Annotated in this window: 25 protein-coding genes and 1 tRNA gene; 20 read left to right on the top strand and 6 right to left on the bottom strand. The window is 39.4% G+C overall.

All coding sequences use genetic code 11. The features are described 5' to 3' along the window. Window positions 1-68 precede the first annotated feature (68 nt). The 9 genes from tpiA to V7783_RS00965 all read left to right on the top strand — a co-directional run bounded on the left by tpiA (window position 69) and on the right by V7783_RS00965 (window position 7,424). Window positions 69-818, top strand: coding sequence for a triose-phosphate isomerase (gene tpiA / locus V7783_RS01005; RefSeq protein WP_335677141.1), 750 nt, complete (start codon window positions 69-71; stop codon window positions 816-818). Window position 819: 1 nt separating this feature from the next. Next, complete coding sequence (secG, locus tag V7783_RS01000) at window positions 820-1,170, top strand: preprotein translocase subunit SecG (RefSeq protein ID WP_335677140.1); 351 nt, start codon at window positions 820-822, stop codon at window positions 1,168-1,170. An 83-nt stretch (window positions 1,171-1,253) separates the two neighbouring features. Further along, window positions 1,254-1,338, top strand: a tRNA-Leu gene (locus tag V7783_RS00995). Between the two features lie 372 nt (window positions 1,339-1,710). Further along, window positions 1,711-2,178 (top strand): hypothetical protein, encoded by a 468-nt coding sequence (locus V7783_RS00990; protein WP_064666608.1) that lies wholly within the window; start codon window positions 1,711-1,713, stop codon window positions 2,176-2,178. 44 nt (window positions 2,179-2,222) lie between these two features. Next, window positions 2,223-2,705 (top strand): hypothetical protein, encoded by a 483-nt coding sequence (locus tag V7783_RS00985; RefSeq protein ID WP_335677139.1) that lies wholly within the window; start codon window positions 2,223-2,225, stop codon window positions 2,703-2,705. Between the two features lie 56 nt (window positions 2,706-2,761). Next, window positions 2,762-3,475 (top strand): molecular chaperone, encoded by a 714-nt coding sequence (locus V7783_RS00980; protein WP_064666610.1) that lies wholly within the window; start codon window positions 2,762-2,764, stop codon window positions 3,473-3,475. Beyond that, entirely contained in the window at window positions 3,459-4,193 is a 735-nt protein-coding gene (locus V7783_RS00975) for a hypothetical protein (RefSeq protein ID WP_335677138.1), read from the top strand. The genes V7783_RS00980 and V7783_RS00975 overlap by 17 nt, the downstream gene beginning before the upstream one ends. Then, window positions 4,193-6,598 (top strand): fimbria/pilus outer membrane usher protein, encoded by a 2,406-nt coding sequence (locus V7783_RS00970; protein WP_335677137.1) that lies wholly within the window; start codon window positions 4,193-4,195, stop codon window positions 6,596-6,598. The genes V7783_RS00975 and V7783_RS00970 overlap by 1 nt, the downstream gene beginning before the upstream one ends. Continuing rightward, window positions 6,588-7,424, top strand: coding sequence for a hypothetical protein (locus V7783_RS00965; RefSeq protein ID WP_335677136.1), 837 nt, complete (start codon window positions 6,588-6,590; stop codon window positions 7,422-7,424). Before V7783_RS00970 ends, V7783_RS00965 begins: the two co-directional genes overlap by 11 nt. Here the strand turns inward: V7783_RS00965 and V7783_RS00960 are convergent. Together V7783_RS00960 and V7783_RS00955 are read right to left on the bottom strand one after the other, a co-directional pair. Beyond that, a complete protein-coding gene (locus V7783_RS00960) occupies window positions 7,405-8,013 on the bottom strand; it encodes a LuxR C-terminal-related transcriptional regulator (RefSeq protein ID WP_335677135.1) in 609 nt (202 codons plus the stop codon). The two genes, V7783_RS00965 and V7783_RS00960, sit on opposite strands and share 20 nt — an antisense overlap. Window positions 8,014-8,265: 252 nt before the next feature. Beyond that, window positions 8,266-9,111 carry a VOC family protein gene (locus V7783_RS00955; protein WP_335677134.1) on the bottom strand — a complete coding sequence of 282 codons (846 nt, stop codon included), beginning with the start codon at window positions 9,109-9,111 and terminating at the stop codon, window positions 8,266-8,268. A gap of 316 nt (window positions 9,112-9,427) precedes the next feature. Between V7783_RS00955 and V7783_RS00950 the strand changes: the two genes are divergently transcribed. Continuing rightward, window positions 9,428-11,053, top strand: a complete 1,626-nt coding sequence (locus tag V7783_RS00950) for a methyl-accepting chemotaxis protein (RefSeq protein ID WP_335677133.1) — start codon at window positions 9,428-9,430, stop codon at window positions 11,051-11,053. A 97-nt stretch (window positions 11,054-11,150) separates the two neighbouring features. Here the strand turns inward: V7783_RS00950 and V7783_RS00945 are convergent, their stop codons facing one another. The 3 genes from V7783_RS00945 to V7783_RS00935 form a co-directional block, all read right to left on the bottom strand. After that, the gene (locus V7783_RS00945; RefSeq protein WP_335677132.1) at window positions 11,151-11,558 is read right to left on the bottom strand and encodes a phosphate ABC transporter substrate-binding protein; all 408 of its coding nucleotides are present in this window, start codon (window positions 11,556-11,558) and stop codon (window positions 11,151-11,153) included. Window positions 11,559-11,568: 10 nt separating this feature from the next. Continuing rightward, window positions 11,569-12,714 (bottom strand): porin, encoded by a 1,146-nt coding sequence (locus V7783_RS00940; protein WP_335677131.1) that lies wholly within the window; start codon window positions 12,712-12,714, stop codon window positions 11,569-11,571. Window positions 12,715-12,922: 208 nt separating this feature from the next. Then, window positions 12,923-13,288, bottom strand: a complete 366-nt coding sequence (locus V7783_RS00935; RefSeq protein ID WP_335677130.1) for a hypothetical protein — start codon at window positions 13,286-13,288, stop codon at window positions 12,923-12,925. Between the two features lie 96 nt (window positions 13,289-13,384). On the opposite strand from V7783_RS00935, the gene V7783_RS00930 reads away from it, so the two are divergent. The 7 genes from V7783_RS00930 (at window position 13,385) to V7783_RS00900 (ending at window position 20,527) form a co-directional block, all read left to right on the top strand. Continuing rightward, window positions 13,385-13,921 carry a GNAT family N-acetyltransferase gene (locus tag V7783_RS00930; protein ID WP_335677129.1) on the top strand — a complete coding sequence of 179 codons (537 nt, stop codon included), beginning with the start codon at window positions 13,385-13,387 and terminating at the stop codon, window positions 13,919-13,921. Between the two features lie 136 nt (window positions 13,922-14,057). Further along, window positions 14,058-15,680: a gamma-glutamyltransferase gene (gene ggt / locus V7783_RS00925; protein ID WP_335677333.1), complete on the top strand. Its 1,623-nt coding sequence runs from the start codon at window positions 14,058-14,060 to the stop codon at window positions 15,678-15,680. Between the two features lie 658 nt (window positions 15,681-16,338). Further along, window positions 16,339-17,445, top strand: a complete 1,107-nt coding sequence (locus V7783_RS00920; protein WP_335677128.1) for a serine hydrolase domain-containing protein — start codon at window positions 16,339-16,341, stop codon at window positions 17,443-17,445. A gap of 325 nt (window positions 17,446-17,770) precedes the next feature. Beyond that, window positions 17,771-18,262, top strand: coding sequence for a DoxX family protein (locus V7783_RS00915; RefSeq protein ID WP_335677127.1), 492 nt, complete (start codon window positions 17,771-17,773; stop codon window positions 18,260-18,262). Window positions 18,263-18,335: 73 nt separating this feature from the next. Continuing rightward, window positions 18,336-19,058 (top strand): hypothetical protein, encoded by a 723-nt coding sequence (locus tag V7783_RS00910; RefSeq protein WP_055011464.1) that lies wholly within the window; start codon window positions 18,336-18,338, stop codon window positions 19,056-19,058. Window positions 19,059-19,169: 111 nt separating this feature from the next. Then, entirely contained in the window at window positions 19,170-19,763 is a 594-nt protein-coding gene (locus tag V7783_RS00905) for a hypothetical protein (RefSeq protein WP_335677126.1), read from the top strand. A gap of 104 nt (window positions 19,764-19,867) precedes the next feature. After that, the gene (locus V7783_RS00900; RefSeq protein ID WP_335677125.1) at window positions 19,868-20,527 is read left to right on the top strand and encodes a glutathione S-transferase family protein; all 660 of its coding nucleotides are present in this window, start codon (window positions 19,868-19,870) and stop codon (window positions 20,525-20,527) included. 104 nt (window positions 20,528-20,631) lie between these two features. Here the strand turns inward: V7783_RS00900 and V7783_RS00895 are convergent, their stop codons facing one another. After that, a complete protein-coding gene (locus tag V7783_RS00895; RefSeq protein ID WP_335677124.1) occupies window positions 20,632-20,961 on the bottom strand; it encodes a stress response translation initiation inhibitor YciH in 330 nt (109 codons plus the stop codon). Between the two features lie 163 nt (window positions 20,962-21,124). On the opposite strand from V7783_RS00895, the gene V7783_RS00890 reads away from it, so the two are divergent. From V7783_RS00890 to V7783_RS00880, 3 genes are all read left to right on the top strand, one after another. Next, window positions 21,125-21,430: an STAS domain-containing protein gene (locus tag V7783_RS00890; RefSeq protein ID WP_064667672.1), complete on the top strand. Its 306-nt coding sequence runs from the start codon at window positions 21,125-21,127 to the stop codon at window positions 21,428-21,430. Then, a complete protein-coding gene (locus tag V7783_RS00885) occupies window positions 21,430-23,079 on the top strand; it encodes an ATP-binding SpoIIE family protein phosphatase (RefSeq protein WP_335677123.1) in 1,650 nt (549 codons plus the stop codon). The genes V7783_RS00890 and V7783_RS00885 overlap by 1 nt, the downstream gene beginning before the upstream one ends. A 64-nt stretch (window positions 23,080-23,143) precedes the next feature. Continuing rightward, on the top strand, window positions 23,144-23,803 hold the full coding sequence (locus V7783_RS00880) for a histidine kinase (protein WP_335677122.1): 660 nt from the start codon (window positions 23,144-23,146) through the stop codon (window positions 23,801-23,803). The last annotated feature ends 42 nt before the right edge of the window (window positions 23,804-23,845 follow it).

Below are 23,845 nucleotides of genomic sequence, written 5' to 3'. Positions count from 1 at the left end.
AATAAGCTCTTGTAACTTTGGGCGAGTCGAGTTACTATCTCGCCCGCTTTCTAATGTGGAGTGGAAAAATGGCAATACGCAAGCCAATGGTCGCAGGCAATTGGAAAATGAACGGCTCGAAAGAGTTAGTACAGCAATTATCTGACGCAATCAACAACGTAAAATCAGCAGAGATAGACGTTGTGGTGTTTCCACCTTACCCATTGTTACCTATGCTAACAGCAACTGGTGTAACAACTGGGGCACAAACGGTTTCTGAAAATGAACCGGGTGCATTTACTGGTGAAGTTGATGCACAATTGATTAAAGATTTAGGTGGCGAATATACCTTAGTTGGCCATTCTGAACGCCGTAGTATTTATGGTGAAAGCAATGACACTGTTGCAGCTAAGTTTGCTCGCGCACAACAAGTAGGTTTAACACCTATTTTATGTGTAGGCGAAAGTGAAAAACAGCGGGAACAAGGTCAAACTGAATTAGTGGTTGCTGCACAAATTGATGCAGTAATTGATAAATTAGGTCTAGCAGCACTGAAAGATTCTGTGATAGCATACGAGCCCGTTTGGGCCATTGGCACAGGTAAGACTGCATCGCCTGAACAAGCACAACATGTGCACAAATTTATCCGTGATAAAATTGCTTCAATTAGCAGTGATTTAGCACAAGGGCTGACCATTCTTTACGGTGGCAGCGTAAATGAAAAAAATAGCGAATTATTATTTGCACAACCAGATATAGACGGCGGACTGATTGGTGGCGCTAGTCTAAAAGCAGATTTATTTACTGCAATCTGTGAAAGTGCAAAAGGGACCGTATAAGATGTACGAAATTTTATTAGTAGTTTATTTAGTTGTTGCTTTAGCGCTTGTTGGTATGGTTTTAATTCAACAAGGCAAAGGCGCAGATATGGGTTCATCATTTGGTGCTGGCGCTTCTGGAACTGTTTTTGGTTCATCAGGCGCAGGTAACTTTATGACTAAAACAACCACAATCTTAGCCAGTATTTTCTTTGTGCTAAGTATTGTACTAGGTAACTTAACTGCAGGTCAGATAAAAAAGACTGACGAGTGGGAGAACCTAGAAGCAGCACCAGCAGTTGAAACAATTACTCCTGCAGCTGATGATGTTCCAGCAACATCAACAAAAGAGAAATCTGACGTACCAAATTAATACTTGTAACAAGTATTGTTAGACGATTTATTCTCCTCAAATAAATCATTGAGTTTAACACCTAAAGCGAAAGCTTTGACAATGCGGTTGTGGTGGAATTGGTAGACACGCTACCTTGAGGGGGTAGTGCTTTCGGGCGTGGGGGTTCAAGTCCCCCCAACCGCACCATATTAGAAAAGCCAGTAACATTAATGTTACTGGCTTTTTGCTTTTTTATAATGATTATAATTTTAGGATAATCATCATTAAAACGCTATCAATCAACGTATGCTGTTTATATCTCACCTCTATCAAATCCCTTATGTTCAGTATTTAATATATTGATTTAGTTTTTATTTTACTAAGCTGTTTAATCTTGTTAATTCGATAAGAAAAAAATCACATTTAGAATATAAACATTTGTGTAAACTTTAATTAGAGTATTTAGCTTTGTTGGTATATTTGCATATTCCACAATAAACAAAAAGCAACTGCCCAATATGTTGTTTTACTCCTATTATCTACCCAACTTAGCAAGGCAGCGATTAGGGTTTAACAAGGATGATGAAAGCGATGCTATTTTCACTTGCTTGTTACATTCCTATGAGTGGCGCAAGTGATGAAGTCAATATAAGGCTAGAAGGGAAAATCACACCACGGTGTGAGTTTTCAACCGCTGCCGAATCACTTCTATTTGATGCCACCGGTTTTGCTAATACAGAACTAACTATAAATTGTAATGCGCCAATAAAAATTGCTTTACTGTCAAAAAATGGTGGTTTGCGTCATCAACAGAGTAATTTAATTGAAGCCTATTTCTTAACGATGAGATTACCAGGCAGTGATATGGATATCACAGAGCAGGCGAAGGACCTTATGCTGGAAAAGTCATACGTTATAGATGAAATATTTTTCGATACAACAGCGCAATTAGAATTTCAGTTAGAAAAACCACTGCTATTTGCCGGAGAATACAATGATGTACTCCGTATAGAAGTGACTCCATCAGCACTAATAGGTGGCATTTAACCGTTAGGGCAAAGATTATTTAAAAAATTTTAAGGAATAATAAAATGAAAAAATTACTCGTTTTAACTGCTATCGCGACTGCTTTCACTGGTTCTGCAATGGCTGCAAGTGTTAGCCTAAGTGGTGTTGTTGAGCCTGTTTGTCAAATTTCAGGCGTTGACTCTGTTAATACCTTTAGTGCACTAGCAATTGGTCATACAGCGCAACATAACATCACAGTTCAATGTAATGACTCTGATGGTGCTGAAATCACTCTTAAATCAACTGAAGGCTTATTAGAAAGCTCTGATCATGAAGATCAAGGCATTGCATACCAAGCTACATTTAAAGCGGGTGATTTTGATTTTGCTTTAATTCCTACAAACTGGGCTAATGGTGACAATGATCTATCAGTTACAGGCACTAGCCCTGGTTCTGTTGCTTTAGCGCAAGGCGTACCAGGTACTTTAGTACTTGAACTACTTGAAGAAGCTGTATTCGCAGGCACTTACACAGATACATTACAGATTGCTATCACTGCTAAATAACTTTTCTTCTCCTTTAAAGGCAGCTTTTGCTGCCTTTTATATTTAAGGTTCCCCCAATGAGACTGTTACTTGTCACTCTTTTTTTATGCACTTGCTTTAATGTGGCCGCCTTTCAAGTTAAGCCTATGGTTGCAGAATTAGAAAGCTTAGGCTCACAATCGCAACGCACAATGCGCATACTTAATACGTCAAAAGAACCGCTTACGGTGGAGATAAGCGCTAATAATTTAACATTAGATGCAGCAGGAAATGAGCTGCTCTCTGAAAATGAAGATGATTTTCTTATTCTGCCAATGACGACCGTTATTCCTGTAGGTAAAAGCCAATCAGTATTAATTCGTTATATTGGTGAACCAATGCTTACAGAGTCTAAGAGCTATCGCATTATTGTTGACCAAGTAGCCGTAGACCTAGCACAAATGAACACATCCGGTGTGGGCATGACATTGAGCTTTCAAACTTTATTTAATGTAGTCCCAAAAGATGCTCAGGCAAAGATTGAAATTATGGGTAAAACGATGGTTTCTAAAGGTGTGTGGGAAATTGAGTTAGAAAATAAAGGCAACCGCTACGTTAGACTTGCGCAAGAGAAATGGTTAATTCAACAAGATAGTGATGTCTATACCTTAGAAGGTAGAGAGCTTAGTGATGCACTTGTAGGAAAGTTTTTAATGCCAAACTCTAAACTCAAAGTAAAACTCAAAGTACCTGAAAAATTTGATATTTCTCGCAGTCAATTAGAGATAAAGCTGGATGCGACAACTAACTAAGTTTGTATATTTAAGCTTCTTATTTATATTCAATACTGCAAATGCAATCGAATTATCACCGATGGTACTCACTATCGATGCTAAAAACGGACCTTTTAGTGCAAGCAGCATTATTACGAATACACTAAATCGTGATTTTGCCTTTGACGTTGAAGTTTATAAAATTAACTTCCTAGCCGATGGGCATTTTTTAGAATTGCTTGAAGAGCCGCCTTTTTTCATTTTTCCCCCTGCTGCTTTTTTAAAAAAAGGCCAAAGCCAAAAAGTGCAAATTCAATGGCTGGATAATAGACCACCTGACAGCGATGAAAGTTATATGGTGACACTTGCAGAGCAAGCTGTTGGTAGTGACTCATCCGCAAATAGCGTAAAAATGCTATTTAATTTTAATTTGATTGTTCATTTAGAAAACCCAGTGTTGGATGCTAATTTGCTGCTACGTAAAAGTTGGATAGAGCAAAATGAGATAGTTGCGCTTATCGAAAATATGGGCAAAGGCAATGCTAGGTTGAGTGATTATGAGATTGCGTTTGCAAATAAAGATGGGTTAACCGAAACCCCTACTTTTATAACTCTTTACGAAAAACAACAATTAAAACGCTTAGGAATCGAAGTGTTTTTCGCACCAGGGACGATTAATACGATAAGGATACCATTACCGAGTTCTCTTAACGACTCACGACAAGGGTTGCCACTTAATTTACGCTTGGTTCCCTGATGAAAAAGTTGTTGTTCTTTTGCTCGTTATTTTTAGTCAGTATAAATGGCTATAGTAAGATTAATCCTAGTAATAGAACGATTGAACTTACTGTTGAAAGCTATATAAATAATGCGCCAATTGGTCAAGTAACCTTGAGTATTTCTCCAAGCGATGAGTTTGCATTGCCTTGGCCTGAAGTCGAAGAAAGCTTTGATAAATTTATGTATCCTAATGAAGTGGGGGAGCTGCGCAGTTTAGTTACAAATCAAATAATAACGGGCGAACAACTGCAACAGCTTGGCATTGTGGTTGATTTTGATATGGCCAGTTTCTCTTTATATTTGAGTATTCCCTCTGCATTAGTTAAACCGCAAGCACTTAGTTTAAAGCGCAAGCCTCGTAATTTAAAAGTATCTAAACAAGCTAAAATAAGTGGCTATTTAAACTGGTATGCCAATGCGATCCGCCAGAAAACAGATACCGCTGAAACAGATCAACAATTAAACTCACGCTTTGAATCCGTAGTTAATATTTCGAACGTGGTTTTTGAAAATGAATATGAATATTTCTCCAGCTCTAACAGTACAGATGCACACAGTAGACGAACATCTTCACGCATTATTTATGATTTACCAGAGTATGGCACCCGGCTGTCACTTGGCGATAATTATGGCATTGGAAGCTACTTTCAATCTTCGGTTCGGTTTTTAGGGCTGGCACTGGCGAGAGATTTTTCGATGATGTCAGATCGGCAAATAAAACCCACTGCATCGCAAAGTTTTACTTTAGAGAGCACTTCTTCAGTGGAGATTATTGTTTCAGGCGTTGTTGTCGACAGACTTAACCTATCACCGGGTGTTTATTCCTTAAATGATATTCCCATAGAACAGGGCAGTAATCAGATCCGTTTACGTATAACCGATAGCGCGGGTATAACGCGAGTAGTTGATTTTGATGTCACCACTGGTTTAGATTTATTAGCTGAGGGGGAGCTAGAATACCGATTTAATCTTGGTATTCCCTCAACACTAGCAATTGATGGTTTAGAGTATTTAACTGACGAACCATTTGTAAGTAGCTACTTTGATTATGGTGTATCGCCGAGTTGGACCATTGGTGCCAGCCTACAGGCAAATAGCTATACTCAGCAATTAACGGCTAAAAATATTCTAGCCATTGAACTTGGGCAAGTCTCATTTGAAGGAGCGCTCAGTTACGCAGAAGATCTGGGTAGTGCATTTAGGTTTGTATATCAAAACTTCACTAATGGTAGCAGCTCAAATCATAATATTAGTTTGGGTTATGAATATTTATCTGAAGATTTTACGGCTTTAAAAGCTGAACCGAACTCACTGTTAACAGTGCAAACCATAAAGCATACTCTGCAAGGCAACTATAACTACTATTTTGGTGAGTCGATGCAATTTGGATTAAGTGCGCGACTACAGCAAAAATATCAAGAAGACGAATTTACTCAAGCTTATGGTGTATCAACTAGTGGGCCATTTTCTAAAGGCTGGCGATGGGGGGTGCGTGCTAACTGGGATAACTTAAATGAACAAAGCGACTTAAATTTTGCGTTATCAATTAACTACCGATTTGACCAAAATACGCGTTATAACCTAGCTCTTGACACCCGTAATGATAAACAAAGGTTAGACTATAGCTATACCGGAAACCAACAATTCGTCGATTCTAAAACCGTGCGTTTGGGCTTAGAACGTAATGATACACAGCAAGCAGCTATTGATTTTAACGCTCAATACAATGCGAATAGGTTTTTAATTGGCGCTGATCATGCCAGTGATTACACGCAGCTTGATGAATCGGGTATTCATCAGTCTAGGGTTAATTTTTCGACCGCTTTAGCATTCGCGGAAACTGATATTGCATTCGGTAAACCAATTAGTGATAGCTTTGCATTGGTACAAGCCCATCAGTCGATTCAAGATAAGAACATAAAGCTTGGTCGCTCCCAAGAGTATTATCGTGCCGCAAATGATCAGTTAGGCCCCATCTTATTTAGTGATATTAATTCTTACGATGAAACAACGTTAGCGATTGACATCGATGACTTAGAGCCAGGCTATGATTTGGGCTCAGGTATATTAGCATTTAAATCAAGCTATAAGTCAGGCTATACAGTTACGATAGGATCGAATGCGAATATAACGGTTGTGGCAAAAGTTATAGCTAAAGATGGCTTACCAATAGCAGCCGCTGTCGGCACTGCTAGGTGTCCTGAACAACCCGAGTTTAAAGAAAAAGTGTTTTTTACAAATAAGAAAGGGCGATTTGCTATTACAGGCTTGATCCCATGTGATTATGTTATTACTTGGACTGACAAAACGCTTAAAGAGTTTAAATTAACGATTGTTGATGGTGAACAATTACAACGTTTAGGAGAGATCCATGTACAGTAAAAGTCTTTTATTTTTAAGCGTGTTAAGTGTAAACAGTTTTGCCCAATGTGATGCGCGTTTTGCGAATATCAGTCAAAACAATGATGACATAGCTGTCTATCGACAATCACAGTCTTATGACTCAAAGATTGAGTTTTCGGTGAAGGCCATTAACAATGACCAATGCCAACTTAAAGTGATGGTTGAAAGTGAAAATCATAGTTTTTTTATCTCCGATAATAATCGTTTCGAATTTTTTATTGAATCGTCCACAACGAATACCGGCAGTGTAAAACAGCCTGTTTTTAATATAGAGCAATTAGAGTTAGCAGTTAATTTAACATTAAAAAGCGGAACATTTGTAAAAGCAGGCGCGTATTCTGACATGCTCACATTTAGATTACTTGATGACAAGCAGCAAGAGCTGGATGTACAAGAAATATCAGTTAATACTTTAATAGAACCCAATGTGAGTCTGTCATTATTGGGCTTTAATAGTACAGACCATACGGTTCAATTAGGTGAACTGTACTCAGGGCAAGAATATACAAATTTACCCACTTTAAAAGTAGTTACCAACTCAGATGTACAAATGACCATTGATTCTCAAAATGCTGGGTTTTTACAAAACACCTTATATAAACAACAGTACCAGATCGATTATCAACTTAATGTAAATCAAACCTGGTATGAACTGAACAAAACCCAGTTGTTAACTATTAAGAGTAGTGTGTCATCCGCGGACGTATTTTTACCACTCAAAGTTTTGGTAAAAGATATTAGTAAACGACCCGCAGGGAGTTACGAAGATACAATAAGGATCAGTATTAGCCCATTACACTACTGATCTTATCGCTATTATGCTGACACCACTTAATAGCCTGCTGTTTATTTTTGACGGCGAGTTTGGTATAAATTTTATGTAAGTGAACACGAACAGTACCTTCACTTATGAATAGTTTATCAGCGATTTGAACGCTACTTAAACCATTGTTTAAATGGTTTAATACTTTGAGCTCTTTGGTGGTTAAGTTAACTGACTTTGCGTTACTAAGCTCTTCGTTAGCTAAGTATTCGCGCATCCAATTATCGGTGATCGCTCGAGGAAACCACAATTCACCTTGGTTTATCGCTTGTAGACCTTGATTAATCACAGTCAGGTTCGTATCTTGATAAAAAATTCCTTTAAGATTTGGCCAATCTTTCAAACTTTTAGGAAACTCTTCTTTTGGCACATCAAAAATAGCTAAGGATACGCAATCAGATAATTGCATAAAATTAGCGATTTGTTCTTGGCTAGAGAGTGTAGAAAGTGAGGCGTACTTTACCATGAGTACGTTATATTCTTTTGAGACGATAAATAACGGCGAAAAACTACCATCGTTGTAAAAAGATAGATTACCCTGATTGTGCTGTGACAGTTTATTGATGTCCATAATGATTCCATTCCCTGAAAACCAATACTATATTACTAAAAAAACTCAAAATCAACGTGTAACTATTATGTAGTATGGGCACATTTGGGTGTGCCCGCTATTTTTATAACGAACCACCCATACCAATGCTTGGGTTTACGTAAACTGGGCCCACCTTAAAAGGGGCGCTAACATTGAGGCTAGCGTAAGGGCTGCACGAAGCTAACAATAGTGTCATAGCGCTTACGCTGGCTATTTTTATCAATCGTTTTTTCATTTTAGAGTCTCCTGAATTACTAAACCAGCGCCCGCTGGATCACGAATTATTGCAACAGTACCGTTACGCACAGCATCATCAGGGGCCATCAGCACTTGCCCTCCAGCGGCGGTTACTTTTAATATCGTTGCATCAACATCGGCTACTTTAATATAATTTACCCAGGTATTGCCTATTTCCGCATCTGGTTTTTTTACAAAGCCAAAAGCAGGGCTGTTGTTGATTTTTAAGAACGAATAGTTAGTGCCAAACAAGGTTTTTTGTGCCGCACTATAACCTGCAAGCTGCTGATAAAAGGCGCTGCTGGCAGCGGGGTCATCGCTCCAGACTTCTTGCCAAATCCAGCTATTATCACTTACTGTTAGAGCAGGATCTCCATTGATTGTATTTATCACTGAGAATAAAGCACCTTGTGGGTCCTCTAATACCGCAACCTCACCACGTCCTGCAATGGTTGTTTTAGCAATCAACGTTTTACCGCCAGCGGAATGTGTGGCTTTGACCACACCATCAACATCTGCGACAGATACCAGCGCCAGCCAATGACTATTATTTTGGTTGTTATCAAGGGCAGCCATACCGGCAATGACTTGACCATTTGTACTAACCAGCAGATAGTCATCGTTGACTGCTTGAAATTGCCAATCAAAAACCGCTTTGTAAAAAGCTTGAGATTGTTTTAGATCCGGTGTAACTAAATCATGCCAAACAACCTGTCCTAGCTGTTTAGTGCCACTATCACTGATCGCGGGTAAACTGGTTTGCGTAAGCTGACAGCCAGTTAAAGCGCCAGCTAACGCGGCGCTTAACAGCAAAGGTTTTAAAAAGTGTTTAATAGCCAAGGTGATACTCCTTTCATTTATATTTCCAGCACAGTGCTAATCTCTGCACAATCTCAATAGTCAGTTATGCTTATTGAGGCAGTTTGTATCTATATTGCCAATCTTGGCAAATAATTCAACGATTAAATAATAGTCTATAAATCGCAAAGTAAGCGGTTGATTTACAAATTTAGTTTTCAGTTAAGTGAATCGCTATAGTCCTTTTTTGCTGTTTATATGCTTTTTAGGTGGTAAAGCTAGATAAATTACAAATATAGTTAACACTTATAGTTATTAGGCCGATAATACACACAGTTAAAATAATAAGGTAAATAGCATGGCTTCAAGTTTGTCTTTTCAAAACCTAAGCATCAGTAAAAAAATTCACGCTATAACAAGCATTGCCGTTATCGCGTTTATGGTTATTGTATTGATCAATTACATTGCGATGGGAGACAACCGGGGTTCATTGGACGAACTTGAAAAAACATCTTATCAAGTGGTAAAGCTAACCTCTGCTAATGTTGGATTACTTGAAAAGTTAGATGAGCTGTATACGCAAGCAGTTACCTTTGGTGAGCAGGATCTGGTTGTTAAAGCAACAGACACGTTGACATTGTTAACAGCAAACCTTGATGCGATAAATAACATTAATAGTAGTTACATTGATAGCCAAACACGCACACAGTTAACTGAATACGCAGCGATATCATCAAAAATTGCTAATGATATGATCAGTGGTACAGCGGACTTTAGTAAGATTCAGCAACAAGCTCAAACCAAAACGAATATGTATAATTCAGTGTTGCAAAGCCTCAAAGTAGCACAGCAACGTGCCGATGATCGTTTTTTCGAATTAGTAAAAAGTACCAAGTCACGCTCTGATCATGCATTAACCTTAATGTTAGTTGTTTCATCGGTATCATTGTTATTACTATTATTTATGGCGATTTGGATTGCCCGCGGTATTGCAGCAGCAGCCAGTGATGCCGCCGCAAACTTACGCTTGTTAGGTGAGGGGAAAGGGTCGTTGAGCACACAACTTACCGTTCGTAATGAAGATGAAATTGGCCAAGTATCTATTAACTTTAATGCCTTTATTGCGCTGCTAAAAGAGTCAGTATTAGAAGTGATGGCGGTATGTGAACCTTTGATGGAAAATTCAACTCGCTTAGTTCAGGGGATGGAACAAGCAGAAAAAGCCACGAGTAAGCAAACTGCTGATGCTGAAATAGTTAAACAATCAATGGAAGAGATGAAACAAAGTGTAGGAGATATTTCACACTCAGCAGCAAGTGCTTCACGGGCAGCACAAACGGCTGAACAAGAAGTAGCGCAAAGCCGTTCGCAAATTCAAACATCGGTATCGCAGTCGCAAACTTTAAGCGCTGAAATTAACCGTGCCGCCACGACGATTAATAAATTAGCGGACGATACAAAAAATGTGACACAAATACTCAATGTGATCACAGCTATTGCAGAACAAACAAACTTATTAGCGCTTAACGCCGCAATCGAGGCGGCAAGAGCCGGTGAGCAAGGGCGTGGTTTCGCAGTCGTTGCAGACGAAGTGAGGGAGCTTGCTTCACGTACCGCAAAATCTACCAATGAAATTCGTGAGTTATTAAATACGTTAACCAGCGCTGCAAATGAATCGGTTAGTGCCATGACATCAGCACGAGATATGGCCAGTAATAACGCAAAAGCAGCAGAAAACACCGGCGTCTCAATTGAAAAAATTGCAGAGCAAATGCTTGAAATTAATGGCATGAATTCACAAATTGCAGCTGCAACTGAGGAGCAAACATCGGTCGCGGCTATGGTCGTTGAAAACGTATCTAACATGCATATGTCGTTCGAAGATACGATGGCGTCGCTTACTGCGGTTCGTGATGTTGCGAAAAACTTGCATTATCTATCTGATAACCTATTGGATGCGACGGCTAAATTTAAAGTGGAATAAACTGGACGTCTAATAGCCCAATAGTTCAAAGTAAAAACGCCTTGTGGTTTACAGCCACAAGGCGTTTTATATTGTATTAAAATGTGTGTTTAAAATGCTAAAAAGTAGCGACCACTTTTACAGCGTTAGTTACTTTGCTACTATCGATATAGCCAATTGCATCGGTATTGTTTGTCACAAAGTCGATCACTGCTTGGTCGTTGTCTAGTTTTTCTGGCGGTGTGCCTTTACCTGTAAAAACCAGTTTTGACCAATACGCATTAAGCTGACTGCTTGATTTACCAACGACTTTGTCATTGAATTCATCCGCTACACCATTACCGTTTTGATTGACCGGGTTTACTTTCACACCATCAGCAAACGATTTGCTTTTACCAAGATAGATTTTTTTTATTTCATCTTGATCTACGCTATTGCCATTACTTGCATTCACAATCACCGCAACATCAGCCAACACGCTAAACGAACAGGCAGAGAGTAGACTTGCAAAAATTAGTTTTTTCATACCATTCCCCTTAAAAAACTAAATCAACAGCAACGGCAATCACATCCGTTTCAGTATCTGAAATATCATCATTAAAACGACTAAAATCAACTTTTAGTGCAGCTGACGGATGAAAGTCGTAGCGCGTGCCAATAGTGTATACGTTGCTTTGTGCACGTACGCTATTCAATGCTTGGTTAATACCGTTATTGAGAGGAGGGACTTGTGTTATTTGATCAAAGCGTGAATTATCGTGTTTGTCGTCATTATCTTCATATGTAAAATGCACAATCCACTCATCCATTCGATAACCCACCGACGCATAATATTGCGATTGCTTGGCTAATATACTGTTTTCTACTTCAAACTGGGTATATTCGGCATCAAACAATATATTGTTGTAGTCAATCGACACACCTACGCCGATAAAAGTACCGTCGTCTTCATCAATAGCGAGGTTATCAGCTTGAGCGAGTAAACCATTGTCTCGTAAGAGTTGCTCTAGACCATTAATTGCTTGGCCGCCAAGTTCGTCATTACTTAAATCAATCGAGGTTTCAGCAACTAAGTAAGCGGCGCGTACACTAAACCAATCATAAGATAGGGTCCAGTTCACTCCGGCGATATCATTTAGTTCTGCTTCATCATTGTCAGTTACCGCTGCAATGTCACCATCAAAGCCACCGTAAATAACTTGCACTGTTGAATCCCAGTCACCTAGTTGCGATGTGTGTAGTAAGCTCAAGCCTTCATAAGTCGAAAATGGAATGTTATAGACTGATTGAGGAGGTCTGACCCAACGATAGGCGTAACCCACATCTAAAAAGTCAGAATAACGATAAAAAGGCACACGCATTTTACCTGCACTGAGTTGCAGCTCATCAGTAAATTCGTATGTTAAGTAAGCCCATTCAAATTCGGCATCAAAATCATTTTCACCGCGAGCAACAATTTGTGCTGTGGCACTGAGCTTATCCTGTAAATCAGCTGATACCTGTAAAGCAAATACGCTTTCATTTTTAAATGAAATGTCGTTGTCGTATCCATACAGTGAAGCATCGTCATCCAAAGTTTTACCACCAACGATAGAGGCAAAACCATTAATGCGTACTTCCGCATATGAACTTGCAGATGCACATATAGCGCACAGTGCTATTGCGATAGGCAGTTTTTTCATTGTGTATCCTACTTATTTTGTATGTTGATTTCAGCTGGAGTATAGGAGTAAATGCGTAAATTATCGATAATTTAACGCTGTCTATTTGATTTTATATGAATATTTTTTAAAGCTGAGACATTGCACTGGAGAATACGATGGGAATAATAAATGTAGGTGTGAAATATAGGCTGCCCTTACAGGCAGCCTAATCAATTATCTAAATAGATTAATTATTTTCTTTTTCGCGCTCTTCACGGGCTGCTTTTAATTCGTCAGCAAGTTCTTGCGCTTTTTGTTTGGTTTTCTCTGTCAATTCGCCTGCGGCTTCTTTACTTTCAATCCAAGCATCAAGGGCAACTTCTTTGCCATCGTCGTACATATCAAGGCCCAGTTTTTTGCTTTCTTGCAGTAGTTCATCAAGAGATTCACCTTTAAATTCATTGGTGGTTTCTTTTACTTCATCCCATGCATCACTGATCGCTTGTTGAGCTTCTGCTTTTGCTTCTGCGGCATCTTTTTTTACCTCGTTGGCATCTTCACAGCCCGCTAACGCCACACACCCTAATAAAACTAAGCTTGCTAATTTTTTCATATTGGTTCTCTAATAAAAAGATTTATTTACTAAGGAGGTTTTCCTTAGGTACAGTATTAATGACAATCTAAAAACAAGCAATATACAGGTTCTAAAATGAATGTACCTCGAACAGCACGGCTCAATTTTAAATTAATGGATGAAAATGACGACGCATTATTATTTGAGCTGGACAATGACCCTGCGGTCATGGAGCACCTAACGCGGGGTAAGGTAAGCACCATGAACACCATCAAAGAAGTATTTATTCCTCGGATGCAAGCTTATCGAAACCAACAGCAAGGGTGGGGGTTATGGCAAGTTAATCTCAATGAAAGTGATACTTTTATAGGATGGATTTTGATTCGGCCGATGAAATTTTTTACTGAGCAACCAGATTATAGCGATATTGAAATTGGTTGGCGCTTTAAGCGTGTAAGTTGGGGGAAAGGGTATGCCAGTGAAGCTGCCGCCGCTGTTGCCGATGCAGTTACACAACACACAGATGTCAAAGCACTTAGCGCCACGGCACTCAAAGCAAATTATGGCTCTATTAAGGTAATGAAAAAACTCGGTATGCAATTTATAGAGCAGTATACTCACAGCGATGAATTTGGTGAGTTACCCGCCGTGTTATACCGTAAGTCTGTCTGATCAAACGCAGAGTCGTTTGACCCATATACACAGAGCGTGTATTAATGATTTAATAAAATAATTAAGAACTATAACGGATAAGGAATTTAATATGTTCGCAGGTGCTAAACATTTACTGATTTTCAGTATAGTCGTTATGCAATTACAAATAATGGTAGTGGCTAAAGACAAAACTTCGCAAGCCGCTGTTGCCATGCCAGATAGTTACAGTAGTGACACCGCAAGAGCTATTTTAGAGCAAGGCGGTAATGCGGTAGATGCAGCAATTGCAGCCCAATTTGTATTAGCGGTTACTCTACCTGAAGCGGGTAATATTGGCGGTGGTGGATTTATGCTGATCCAAAAAGACGGTAAAGGCGATTTTATTGATTACCGTGAAACCGCACCAAGTGCCGCACACCGCGATATGTATTTAGATGATAAGGGAGAGGTCATTACCAATAAATCGGTATACGGCATCCACGCCAGCGGTGTACCAGGCAGCGTTGCTGGTATGTGGCTTGCCCATCAAAAACACGGCACCCTTGAGTGGAAAACACTGGTTGAGCCGGCCGTTAAGTTGGCTGAGCAGGGTTTTATTGTTCATCCAAAGCTTGCCAGTAGTATTGAACGCTACATTGCTCGCATGGCTAAAAAAGACGTCACAATTAATTTTGCTGATTACTTTGCAAGTGCCAAAGCCAATAAAAACTTTAAACAACCAGAGCTTGCAGCGACATTAAAACGAATTCGCGATCAAGGTAAAGCCGGCTTTTATCAAGGTGAAACAGCTAAAATCATTGCCTATTTTATGGCTGAACATGGCGGGATCATTACGCAAGCAGATTTAAAAGCGTATCAAGCTAAGTCACGTATTCCGATCAAATCTAATTGGAACGGTTATCAAGTACTTACATCTCCACCGCCTAGCTCTGGCGGGATTGCAATTTTACAGTGGTTAAAAATGTACGAGCTAACTAAGCCAAGTACAGGTCTTGAACATAACTCCACACCATATATTCATTTATTAGCAGAAATTGGCAAACGCGTTTTTGCCGATAGAGCAGAGTACTTAGGCGATCCGGACTTTTATGACGTACCAAAGAGCGAATTAATCGCAGCTGATTACCTTAAAAAGCGCAGTAGCACTATCACGCTTGATAAAATATCCACCACCGAAGACATTAAACCAGGGCTTTATGAAAGTGAGCAAACTACACACTTTTCGATTGTTGATAAATGGGGCAATGCGGTCTCTAACACGACCACTATTAATTTAGGCTACGGCAGTGGTGTAGTTGTGGCAGGCGCAGGCTTTTTGCTAAATGATGAAATGGATGACTTTAGCGCCAAACCAGGGGTGATGAATGTATTTGGTGCTCTCGGTGGTAAAGCTAATGAAATTCAGCCACATAAACGCATGCTCAGCTCAATGACACCCACTATTTTACTCAAAGACAATAAAGTTAAAATGGTCACCGGCTCACCGGGTGGCACTACGATTATTAGCTCAGTGTATGAATCTATCTTAAATGCTGTGGAATTTAATATGAGCGCAGAGCAGGTCGTGAATAGCCCGCGTTTTCACCATCAACTTTGGCCTAAAAATGTGATCCGCTATCATGCAGGGTTAGATGCCGACGTTGTTAAAGCACTAGAGAAAATGGGTTATACACTCGACGAGCGCCGTTTTGGTGATATGCATGTGATCATCGAACGTGATGGCAAACTAGATGCCGGCTCAGAAGCGTCAGGGCGCGGTAAAGCGATGGTATTTTGATCCGAGCTTTAAGCGGTAAGTCATAAGTTGTAAGTTGGCACGGTGTTAAATTAAGCGGTTGTAGTTGGGTTGAGCATAGCCAAGCCCAGCTACAAAAAGGTTTTAGGGGCTAGGTAACTAGGTGCTTATTTATAGGCCGCAAATATGTGTTTGCTGTTAGCTAACAAACGATTAAATAACAAGGGACGCAAAGCAGCTGTCTTGCGTTCTTTCGTAGCTAATTTTAGCTTACTATTTTGCGCCAATTAAGCGAGGCGTTAGGCGTAATCGATGGTTCATTTTAATAAAAAAAGAATTGAGATAAATGGAGTCACTATTGAGTTGCCATACTCAATATTGGATGCCGAAAAAATTTGAACAGAATATTTTAGTCATTTTTGACTACATGGAGTTTAATCAAAGCTCTATAGCACGTAACTTACAGTGCCTTAGTCAAGACGGCTCTGTTATATGGTTAGCGGAGAATCCAACAACTCAAAGCTGCGACGCATACGTTAATTTCTCAGGTTTTGATTTGGTCAATAACTTCGTGATCGCTAATAATTTTGCTGGCTTTAAATGTTATATAGAGCTAACAACAGGAAAGTTGTTGAAAAGCGAGTTTACAAAGTAGCGCCTAGCAAGCGCATCAATGGGCGTTGTACGCATAAGGAAAGTCATGATTAAATCTATTTTGATATTGTATACACTAATTTTAGCTAACTTTGTTTTTGCCGAAGAAATTGCTGATGTATCTGAGTTGACTAAGCGCTTAGACGCTGAGATACCGAAGATTTTAGAAAGGCACCAAGCTCCAGGTGTGGCACTGGCATTCGTCAATGGAAATGAAATCGTTGAATTTCGCTCTTATGGTTTCGCCGATGTAGCGACCGAAGCGGAAATAACCGTAAACACAATGTTTAACGTTGGCTCTATTTCTAAGCTGGTTACTGCTTGGGGGGCAATGCAACTTGTCGCACAAGGCAAAGTAGATCTAGACGAGCCAATTAATCAATACCTCAAACGCTGGCAGATCCCTAATTCCAAGTTTAATGTAAAAAAAGTAACGTTAAGAAATATCCTATCCCACACTTCAGGTTTGTCGCTGGGGCCTTATGCAGGTTGGGACTCTCGCGAAAAGTTATCATCTATTGTTGATTCACTTAATGGAAATAATAACGGTGCTGGACTCGTTGAGCTTGTTCATGCACCCGATACCAAGTGGTCTTACTCTGGTGGTGGGTATTCTGTAGTGCAACTTTTAATAGAAGATGTATCCGGCTTAGCATTTGAAGATTATATGCAGAGAAACGTGTTCGAACCGCTAAACATGACGAACTCTACTTTCAACATTACTGAAAACGTTTTAAACAGGTCGGCAACCCCTTACGACGAAACTGGCAAAGTAACGGGTATGGTGTACTTTAATGAAAAAGCAGCCGCAGGTTTACAAACAACGGCTTTAGATTTAGCGCGTTTTAATATGGCAGTATTACGCAATAAAGATGGGCATTATAACGGTGCAACGTTATTGCCAGAACAGCTAATCGATCTAATGATAAAACCAGCTGAGAATACTAACGGGCGCTGGAGTATGAGCTATGTAGTTGACGCAGAAAATAATAGTCTTGGCTTTGCCGGATTTAACCGAGGCTGGGTCTCATTAACACGTTCTATTACAGACCTAAATTTTGGCTATGTGATATTAACCAACAGCAGCATTGGGGCTGTGAATAATGAAATTGATAGCCTGATTCTTTCGGTTGTAAAACAAAAGCGCAATTAAAACGCTTTGTTGTTCAAATACACTAACGCGTTTTGCCCCAAAACCGTTAGTGTAATTATTTCAAAGCTCTGCTTTGAGCGAACCGGACACTGAACAAATTAAATTTATTGCTACTTCTTTAAGTAGGGGGCCTAACTTTGTCCGATAACATTATTAACCGCCGTTTTGGGGCAAAATAACATGCTTAATTCCTAGCTTTTTTAATTACCTGTTTACAAAGGTAATTATTGGTGAAATTATCAGGGTATGTAATATACGCCGTTTTGGTGTGTTATAAGCCACCAGAATGGTGTTCAATAAGATGTTATGTTCTTAGGGTGGAACCATGGTAACTCCAATAATAATTCTTTTAATTCTTTCTTCTCCGCTGGGTATGGCCTTTGCTTACTCTAAATTCATGAAGGTGCCTGTTGATATTAACAAGTATGCTTGTTGGGGTTTGGGGCTAGCATTTATTTTTTTCTTTGTAGGTCACATCGTAAAAACAGATGGAATGGTTGAAATGCTTCCTTCTTGGGTACCTTTCAAAGTTTCATTAATATATTTTACGGGGGCTCTCGAATTATTAGTTGGTATTGCTCTTTTCAAACCTAAGCTCCAACCCATTGCTGCGAAACTTGGTATTCTCATTTTTGTATTGTTTTTTCCTGCAAATATATACGCTGCATTAAATAGTGTTGGGCTAGGTGGTCATCAATGGGGAGCTGTTTATTTGTTGATACGAGCACCATTGCAAATCATATTAATCGCATGGGCGTATTTCTTGTGCGTAAAGAACATAACAAGGCATTTAAACGGAACTAAAACAGTTGGTTAGGTTCCGCTTCGCTACACATTATAACCAACTATTTTAGTCCGCTTAATGCGGCGTTATGCGACCACGGAGTGTTATGAATCGTTCAGTAGAAATAACGGATAATACATTTTTTTCTATTTTCTCAGATGCAGTTTTACTTTATGAACTTGCATCTTCGGAATGTGATAAAAACACGCAAAATACATTGTCAAAATCTAGTATTATGTCTGTTAACTATGCTCTAGAAGCGGCTGCTAATTCATTTCTTACATCAGTTGAAATAACCTCGAAAATAAAAGACAAAATTGATAAATTTTCGACCTTAGACAAACTCGATTTTGTACTCCAGTGGCATAAAGACGAATCGTTGCCGCGTGGGGAAAAAGAAACACAGATTGTTAAAAAGTTAATTGATCAACGCAATTCATTGGTACACCCGAAAGTAAAAACATTAAAGCAGGAGGTGTCTACTGTTGCTGGTAACGATGGTATTGCTTATTATCATAAAGCACTTCAGGATGACTCAAATGAAAAGTGCAAAATAACGAAGATGGCACTTAATTCAGAGTATTACTCCGCAGAAGATTCTCTTATCGCTTTAAAATCATTAGTAAACTTTTTGAATATATATGTTGAGACTTGGTGGGGAATTGACGTAGAAAGTTCTGCAATATTATTAATGAGATCGTGGAATGGTTCAGTGCAAGCTAATTCGGTTATGTATCAAAAGCATGAGTTAGAAATAGTTTTAAAACACAATGATAAGTTAGGTGTGAGGTTTGTAGGCTTATACGGCATACTCGAAGAGTTCGCATAACAAGCAATTAAACAGGGATTAAAAGCAGCGGGCTTTTCGCTTTGCTCAATTTTAGCCCACTATTTTTAACTCGTTAATCGATCGTTATGTGCACAAAGAATGGGTGTAATTTTGAAGCATTTATATGAAATTGACAAAATCGATACGATTAATAATGTCAAATACGTCTCGGACACAATAATTAAAAGATTATATTCTAGTTTCGACTCTGTTGACGCTGAGTCTCAAGTAGTTGAAGAAACAGCATATCAAAATTCAGCTAAAAGTTTCGACCCTGAAACCATGGGTGAGACGCATGGATTGGAAGAGGCGTTTCAGGAAGGTGTGAGCCATTACCTTATTCACACACACATGAAGCAAGAGTTTTTAAATAGTTCAATTACTTGGCTGTTTCACCAATTTGAAAGGGACTGTACTCGTATCTTCCAAACAGAAGACGGGAATGTTAAGAAAAGTAAATTGACCGCATTAAATGTAGATACCTCGCCAAATTCTAAATGGAAAATTTGCAATTCAGAGCTTAGAGATCTAGCAAATGCTATCAAGCATGGTGAAGGGAAATCATTAAATAGATTAAAGTCTGCGCAACCAAATCTTTTTAAGAGTGGTACCAATCAAATAGAAGTGAAGGTTACTGATGTTGAAAGGTATACCAAGACTTTACTAGATTTTTGGACGGATTTCTTTAATGCTGCTATACGGTAATTAAAGTGCACATTGAGCGTATTTGAAAGATACTCATATGATGCCGTCGTGGCCTTTTTGGCTTTTGTAAATTGTATTTATTATTTTTATTGCAAGGATTTATTATGAGCATAATAGTGTATGGCGTACCGCTTTCTCCATATGTGCGCAAAGTGCGTTTTTGTTTAGATTACAAACAACTTGATTATCAACTTGAAATTGTGCTCCCATTTGATCAACCTGATTGGTTTAAAGAGATGAATCCTTTAGGGCGCATTCCTGCGCTAAAAGAGGGCGATTTAACCTTGGCTGACTCCAGTGTTATTTGTCAGTACATTGATGAAAAATATTCAAATTTACCTTCTGTACTCGGTGAAACACCTGCGCAGCGTGCACAGGTACGTTGGCTTGAAAAATATGCAGATTACGAACTAGCGCCTTTAACTACGTTTACGATATTTCAGCAGCGTGTTATTTCTCCAAGCATGCAAAAGCAACCAGATGAAGCGTTAATACTTAGTGCCTTAACTGAAAAACTCCCGCCGCATTTTGACTATTTAGAAAATATACTCGGTGATAATGAGTTCTTCGTCGGTAACAGTTTAACTTTGGCTGATATTGCATTTTGCTGCCAGCTTATAAACATGGAGCATGGCGGTGAGCAAATAGACGCACAACGTTGGCCTAACCTTACTGCACTTTATAAGCGTATTAAGAGCAGTGCTGCTATCCAGAATATGCTTGAGGGTGAACAAAAAATATTGAACACATTCAAAAGAGGATAAACAATCAAAGTAGTGCTTGCTATCAATTTGCAGCGGTCATAAGATTAGTTGAAAATCATATAACTGCTGCTTGTTGACGCATACCCACTACTTGCTATTAGGGGTTAGCCGCCGGCAATTTTTACTTTGAACTTCAGTGCTTCTAGGATGGCTTTGAGTTTATCGCGGTCGTCACCTTGTACTTCGATGATGCCGTCTTTTACTGCGCCGCCTTGGCCCATTTTGCTTTTAATTGTTTTGGCGAGCTTTTTTAAGTCGTGTTGTTCGCTGTCAATACCTGTTATCAGCATCACGCCTTTGCCTTTACGGCCTTTGGTTTGGCGTTCAATGCGCAGGGCGCCGTCTTTAAATACCTTGCCTGCGACTTCTTTAGTTGGCTTAGGTTGGCTAATACGACCAGTTTCTGTTGAATAAACTAAATTACTATCACTCATGCTTTGCTTAACCTGCATTGAAAACGTTAAATAACAATAGTCGCTATAATATCAAATCTAATAACAAATTTGCGCTTAGGTGTTTTTATTTTTGGCTAATTACTTTTAAGCAGTTATATTTAATACTAATTAAGAATGGATAATCTGAGCAGGAGTGAAGTAAATGAGTCTAAGTAAGAGTGCATCAGCTGATGGTGCTACGCTGACTATTCAAATTAAAGGGAAGTTTGACTTTAATTTAGTACAGTCGTTTCGACAGGCGTACGCCGATATAAGTGACAAGACCGGTAAGATCGTTATTGATTTACGTGAAACAGATTACATGGACAGCTCTGCGTTGGGCATGTTGCTAAATATGAAAAAAACCTTGGGTACTTCAGTTGATGCAATTCAAATTAGTAATTGCCAACCGCAGCTCAAAAAAATCCTACAAATATCTCGTTTTGATAAAAAGTTTGATATTGATTGATGCACGTTCTCGTTGTTGATGACCAACCACTTAATTGTACGCTGTTAAAAGTGATGCTGGAGCAACAAAATTATCAGGTATCTGTTGCTAGCAATGGGGTTGAAGCATTAGCAATATTAGATCAGCAAAGCATTGATATTGTATTACTCGATGTAATAATGCCAATTATGGATGGCTATGAAACGGCAGCTAAAATTAAGCTGCGCCATAATGAAGTTCACCTACCTATTATTTTTATAACGTCACTGGAAGATCAAAGCAGCTTTGAGCGCTGCTTAGAAGTGGGTGGCGATGACTTTATTCATAAACCGTTTGATAAAGTAATTTTAACCGCAAAAATAAAAGCCCACAGTCGTACTCGCAAATTAAGTCTCAAAACCCACGAGCAAAATAAGTTATTAGAATATCATTACAATCAAACCGAGCGTGAACACGAAATTGTTGAGCACATCTTTAATAATGCACTAGAGAACCAAGGTCAATTTACCGACAATATTGATTTTCATTTGTCGCCCGCGTCTATGTTCAATGGTGATATGTGCTTAGTAGGGCAAAGCCCAATTGGTAGTCTGTATTGTATGTTGGGTGATTTTACCGGGCATGGTTTAGCTGCTGCGGTGGGGGCACTGCCTGCATCGAAAGTTTTTTATACTATGGTGAATAAAGGCATGGCGGTGAGTGATATTGCTGCTGAGGTGAATGCTGTATTAGCACAATTACTGCCTGGGCATATGTTTTGCGCTGCGACAATTATCGAGTTGAGCAGTTCAGGGAAAAGTGTCTCGGCTTGGCTAGGCGGTTTACCTGATGCTTATTTAATTGATCAACAAGGTAAAGTATTAAAGGTTTTAGAGTCGCAACATATGGCGCTGGGAATTTTAGAACGTGATGAATTTGAGCGCGAATTAGTACATTTTGAAGTTGATACCAGTATGCGGCTGGTGCTTGCAACCGATGGCATAATAGAAACCACCAATGCTGAAGATGAGTTTTTTGGCGAGCAGCGCTTTATCCAAACACTCGCGAGTAAACGCAAAGTGAATAGTCACGATGTGATAAGCCAAGTCACACAGTTTGCCCATGGCAGTGCACAACAAGATGACCTTAGTTTAGTGTTGTTTAATTGTGTAGCAGTACCTCCTTTGGCTGAAGATAGCGAGCCGTACTCTCGACTACCGTTTAATTTTTCCTTAACGCTTAATTCTCGGCAAATTAAACAAACAGATCCGGTGCTTGAAATTGTTGAAGTAATAACGCAAGTGGGTGGATTAACTGCGCATCGCTCGGATATTTTTCTACTGCTTTCTGAAGCCTATAATAATGCACTTGATCATGGCGTGTTAGGGCTCGACTCAGAGATTAAAAACAAAGAAGATGGCTTTATTGAGTATTATCAACTTAGAGAAGCCACGCTTGCTAAGCTAGTGGATGCGTTGATCATTGTTGACATTCGTTATTGCCCTGACACTTTGAGCCTTTATTTTACTATTTGTGATTCTGGTAATGGCTTTGCGAGTACGGATAGCACTGCCAACAGTAATAACCGAGAGCACGGCCGCGGGCTGTCTATTTTAGAAGAAATAGCCGAACAAGTGACTTATAACGCATCCGGCAATCAAATCGAAATGTGTTATAAACTGCTGCAGTAACAAAGCTAGTCGCGGTCGTTGAGCCATGCTATGATTCGCTTCTTTTAGATGTTTGGATGGCTAAATGGTTTCTTCTTATTTATCTCTTGCGCAATTAGATGTGCCTGCGCAGTTAGTCACTGATGAGCTTACTCAGCTCGAAAATTATTTATCAAGTAACTCGCTTCCTAGCGTTCGTTGGCAGTATCAAATCCCAGAGCTGGGCGAGGGCGGCGGGTGCAGTTTATTTGGTTATTTACAAGATGAGCCGTTTAAACTCACTGATTATGTAAACCAAGATCAACACACCACAGAGAAACTTGCTCAGTTACAATTGATAGTTGATTACGTGGTCGCGAAAACTCAGGTTGATTGGTACGGCATTTACCAAAGCACAGCAACGCCTGAGGGTGAGCAATTACTTAAACTGGCTTATTTTGGCGCGCCAAGTCGACCGCTTTTTCCACTTACCGAAGCATTTGCAGCAGGTAGTAATAATGTGCAGGTTGCACTGAGTAGTAAAGGGCGAGTGATCAACAATGTTGAGCAGTATTTAGCAGGCGGTGGTGAATATTACACCTGCGATCCAAAAGTAAAATCGGAAGCATGCTTACCACTTTTTAACAGCGACAATAGTTGTGTTGGTATTGTTGATGGTGAAGCGTTTAATAACGATTTTTTCAATCAGCAAACATTAGCGCTATTAATTGCGTGCTGTATTAAAATTCCTCACTTTTTAGTGTAAATATCACTAGTCAATCTAGTGAGCTTTTATGTTAAGCTTAGT

Source organism: Pseudoalteromonas sp., assembly GCF_036960685.1.
Taxonomy (GTDB): domain Bacteria; phylum Pseudomonadota; class Gammaproteobacteria; order Enterobacterales; family Alteromonadaceae; genus Pseudoalteromonas.
Note: the sequence above shows the minus strand (reverse complement) of the source record. Positions and strands in the feature narration are given on the sequence as shown.

Bases quoted from the DNA above. Each gene is read 5' to 3' on its own strand.
- V7783_RS00930 (WP_335677129.1), top strand. From the start codon at position 13,385: ATGAATGTACCTCGAACAGCACGGCTCAATTTTAAATTAATGGATGAA.
- V7783_RS00960 (WP_335677135.1), bottom strand. From the start codon at position 8,013: ATGGACATCAATAAACTGTCACAGCACAATCAGGGTAATCTATCTTTT.
- V7783_RS00880 (WP_335677122.1), top strand. From the start codon at position 23,144: ATGGTTTCTTCTTATTTATCTCTTGCGCAATTAGATGTGCCTGCGCAG.
- V7783_RS00915 (WP_335677127.1), top strand. From the start codon at position 17,771: ATGGTAACTCCAATAATAATTCTTTTAATTCTTTCTTCTCCGCTGGGT.
- secG (WP_335677140.1), top strand. From the start codon at position 820: ATGTACGAAATTTTATTAGTAGTTTATTTAGTTGTTGCTTTAGCGCTT.
- V7783_RS00975 (WP_335677138.1), top strand. From the start codon at position 3,459: ATGCGACAACTAACTAAGTTTGTATATTTAAGCTTCTTATTTATATTC.
- V7783_RS00940 (WP_335677131.1), bottom strand. From the start codon at position 12,714: ATGAAAAAACTGCCTATCGCAATAGCACTGTGCGCTATATGTGCATCT.
- V7783_RS00890 (WP_064667672.1), top strand. From the start codon at position 21,125: ATGAGTCTAAGTAAGAGTGCATCAGCTGATGGTGCTACGCTGACTATT.
- tpiA (WP_335677141.1), top strand. From the start codon at position 69: ATGGCAATACGCAAGCCAATGGTCGCAGGCAATTGGAAAATGAACGGC.
- V7783_RS00910 (WP_055011464.1), top strand. From the start codon at position 18,336: ATGAATCGTTCAGTAGAAATAACGGATAATACATTTTTTTCTATTTTC.
- V7783_RS00970 (WP_335677137.1), top strand. From the start codon at position 4,193: ATGAAAAAGTTGTTGTTCTTTTGCTCGTTATTTTTAGTCAGTATAAAT.
- V7783_RS00950 (WP_335677133.1), top strand. From the start codon at position 9,428: ATGGCTTCAAGTTTGTCTTTTCAAAACCTAAGCATCAGTAAAAAAATT.
- V7783_RS00980 (WP_064666610.1), top strand. From the start codon at position 2,762: ATGAGACTGTTACTTGTCACTCTTTTTTTATGCACTTGCTTTAATGTG.
- V7783_RS00895 (WP_335677124.1), bottom strand. From the start codon at position 20,961: ATGAGTGATAGTAATTTAGTTTATTCAACAGAAACTGGTCGTATTAGC.
- V7783_RS00900 (WP_335677125.1), top strand. From the start codon at position 19,868: ATGAGCATAATAGTGTATGGCGTACCGCTTTCTCCATATGTGCGCAAA.
- V7783_RS00920 (WP_335677128.1), top strand. From the start codon at position 16,339: ATGATTAAATCTATTTTGATATTGTATACACTAATTTTAGCTAACTTT.
- V7783_RS00985 (WP_335677139.1), top strand. From the start codon at position 2,223: ATGAAAAAATTACTCGTTTTAACTGCTATCGCGACTGCTTTCACTGGT.
- ggt (WP_335677333.1), top strand. From the start codon at position 14,058: ATGCAATTACAAATAATGGTAGTGGCTAAAGACAAAACTTCGCAAGCC.
- V7783_RS00990 (WP_064666608.1), top strand. From the start codon at position 1,711: ATGATGAAAGCGATGCTATTTTCACTTGCTTGTTACATTCCTATGAGT.
- V7783_RS00945 (WP_335677132.1), bottom strand. From the start codon at position 11,558: ATGAAAAAACTAATTTTTGCAAGTCTACTCTCTGCCTGTTCGTTTAGC.
- V7783_RS00885 (WP_335677123.1), top strand. From the start codon at position 21,430: ATGCACGTTCTCGTTGTTGATGACCAACCACTTAATTGTACGCTGTTA.
- V7783_RS00965 (WP_335677136.1), top strand. From the start codon at position 6,588: ATGTACAGTAAAAGTCTTTTATTTTTAAGCGTGTTAAGTGTAAACAGT.
- V7783_RS00935 (WP_335677130.1), bottom strand. From the start codon at position 13,288: ATGAAAAAATTAGCAAGCTTAGTTTTATTAGGGTGTGTGGCGTTAGCG.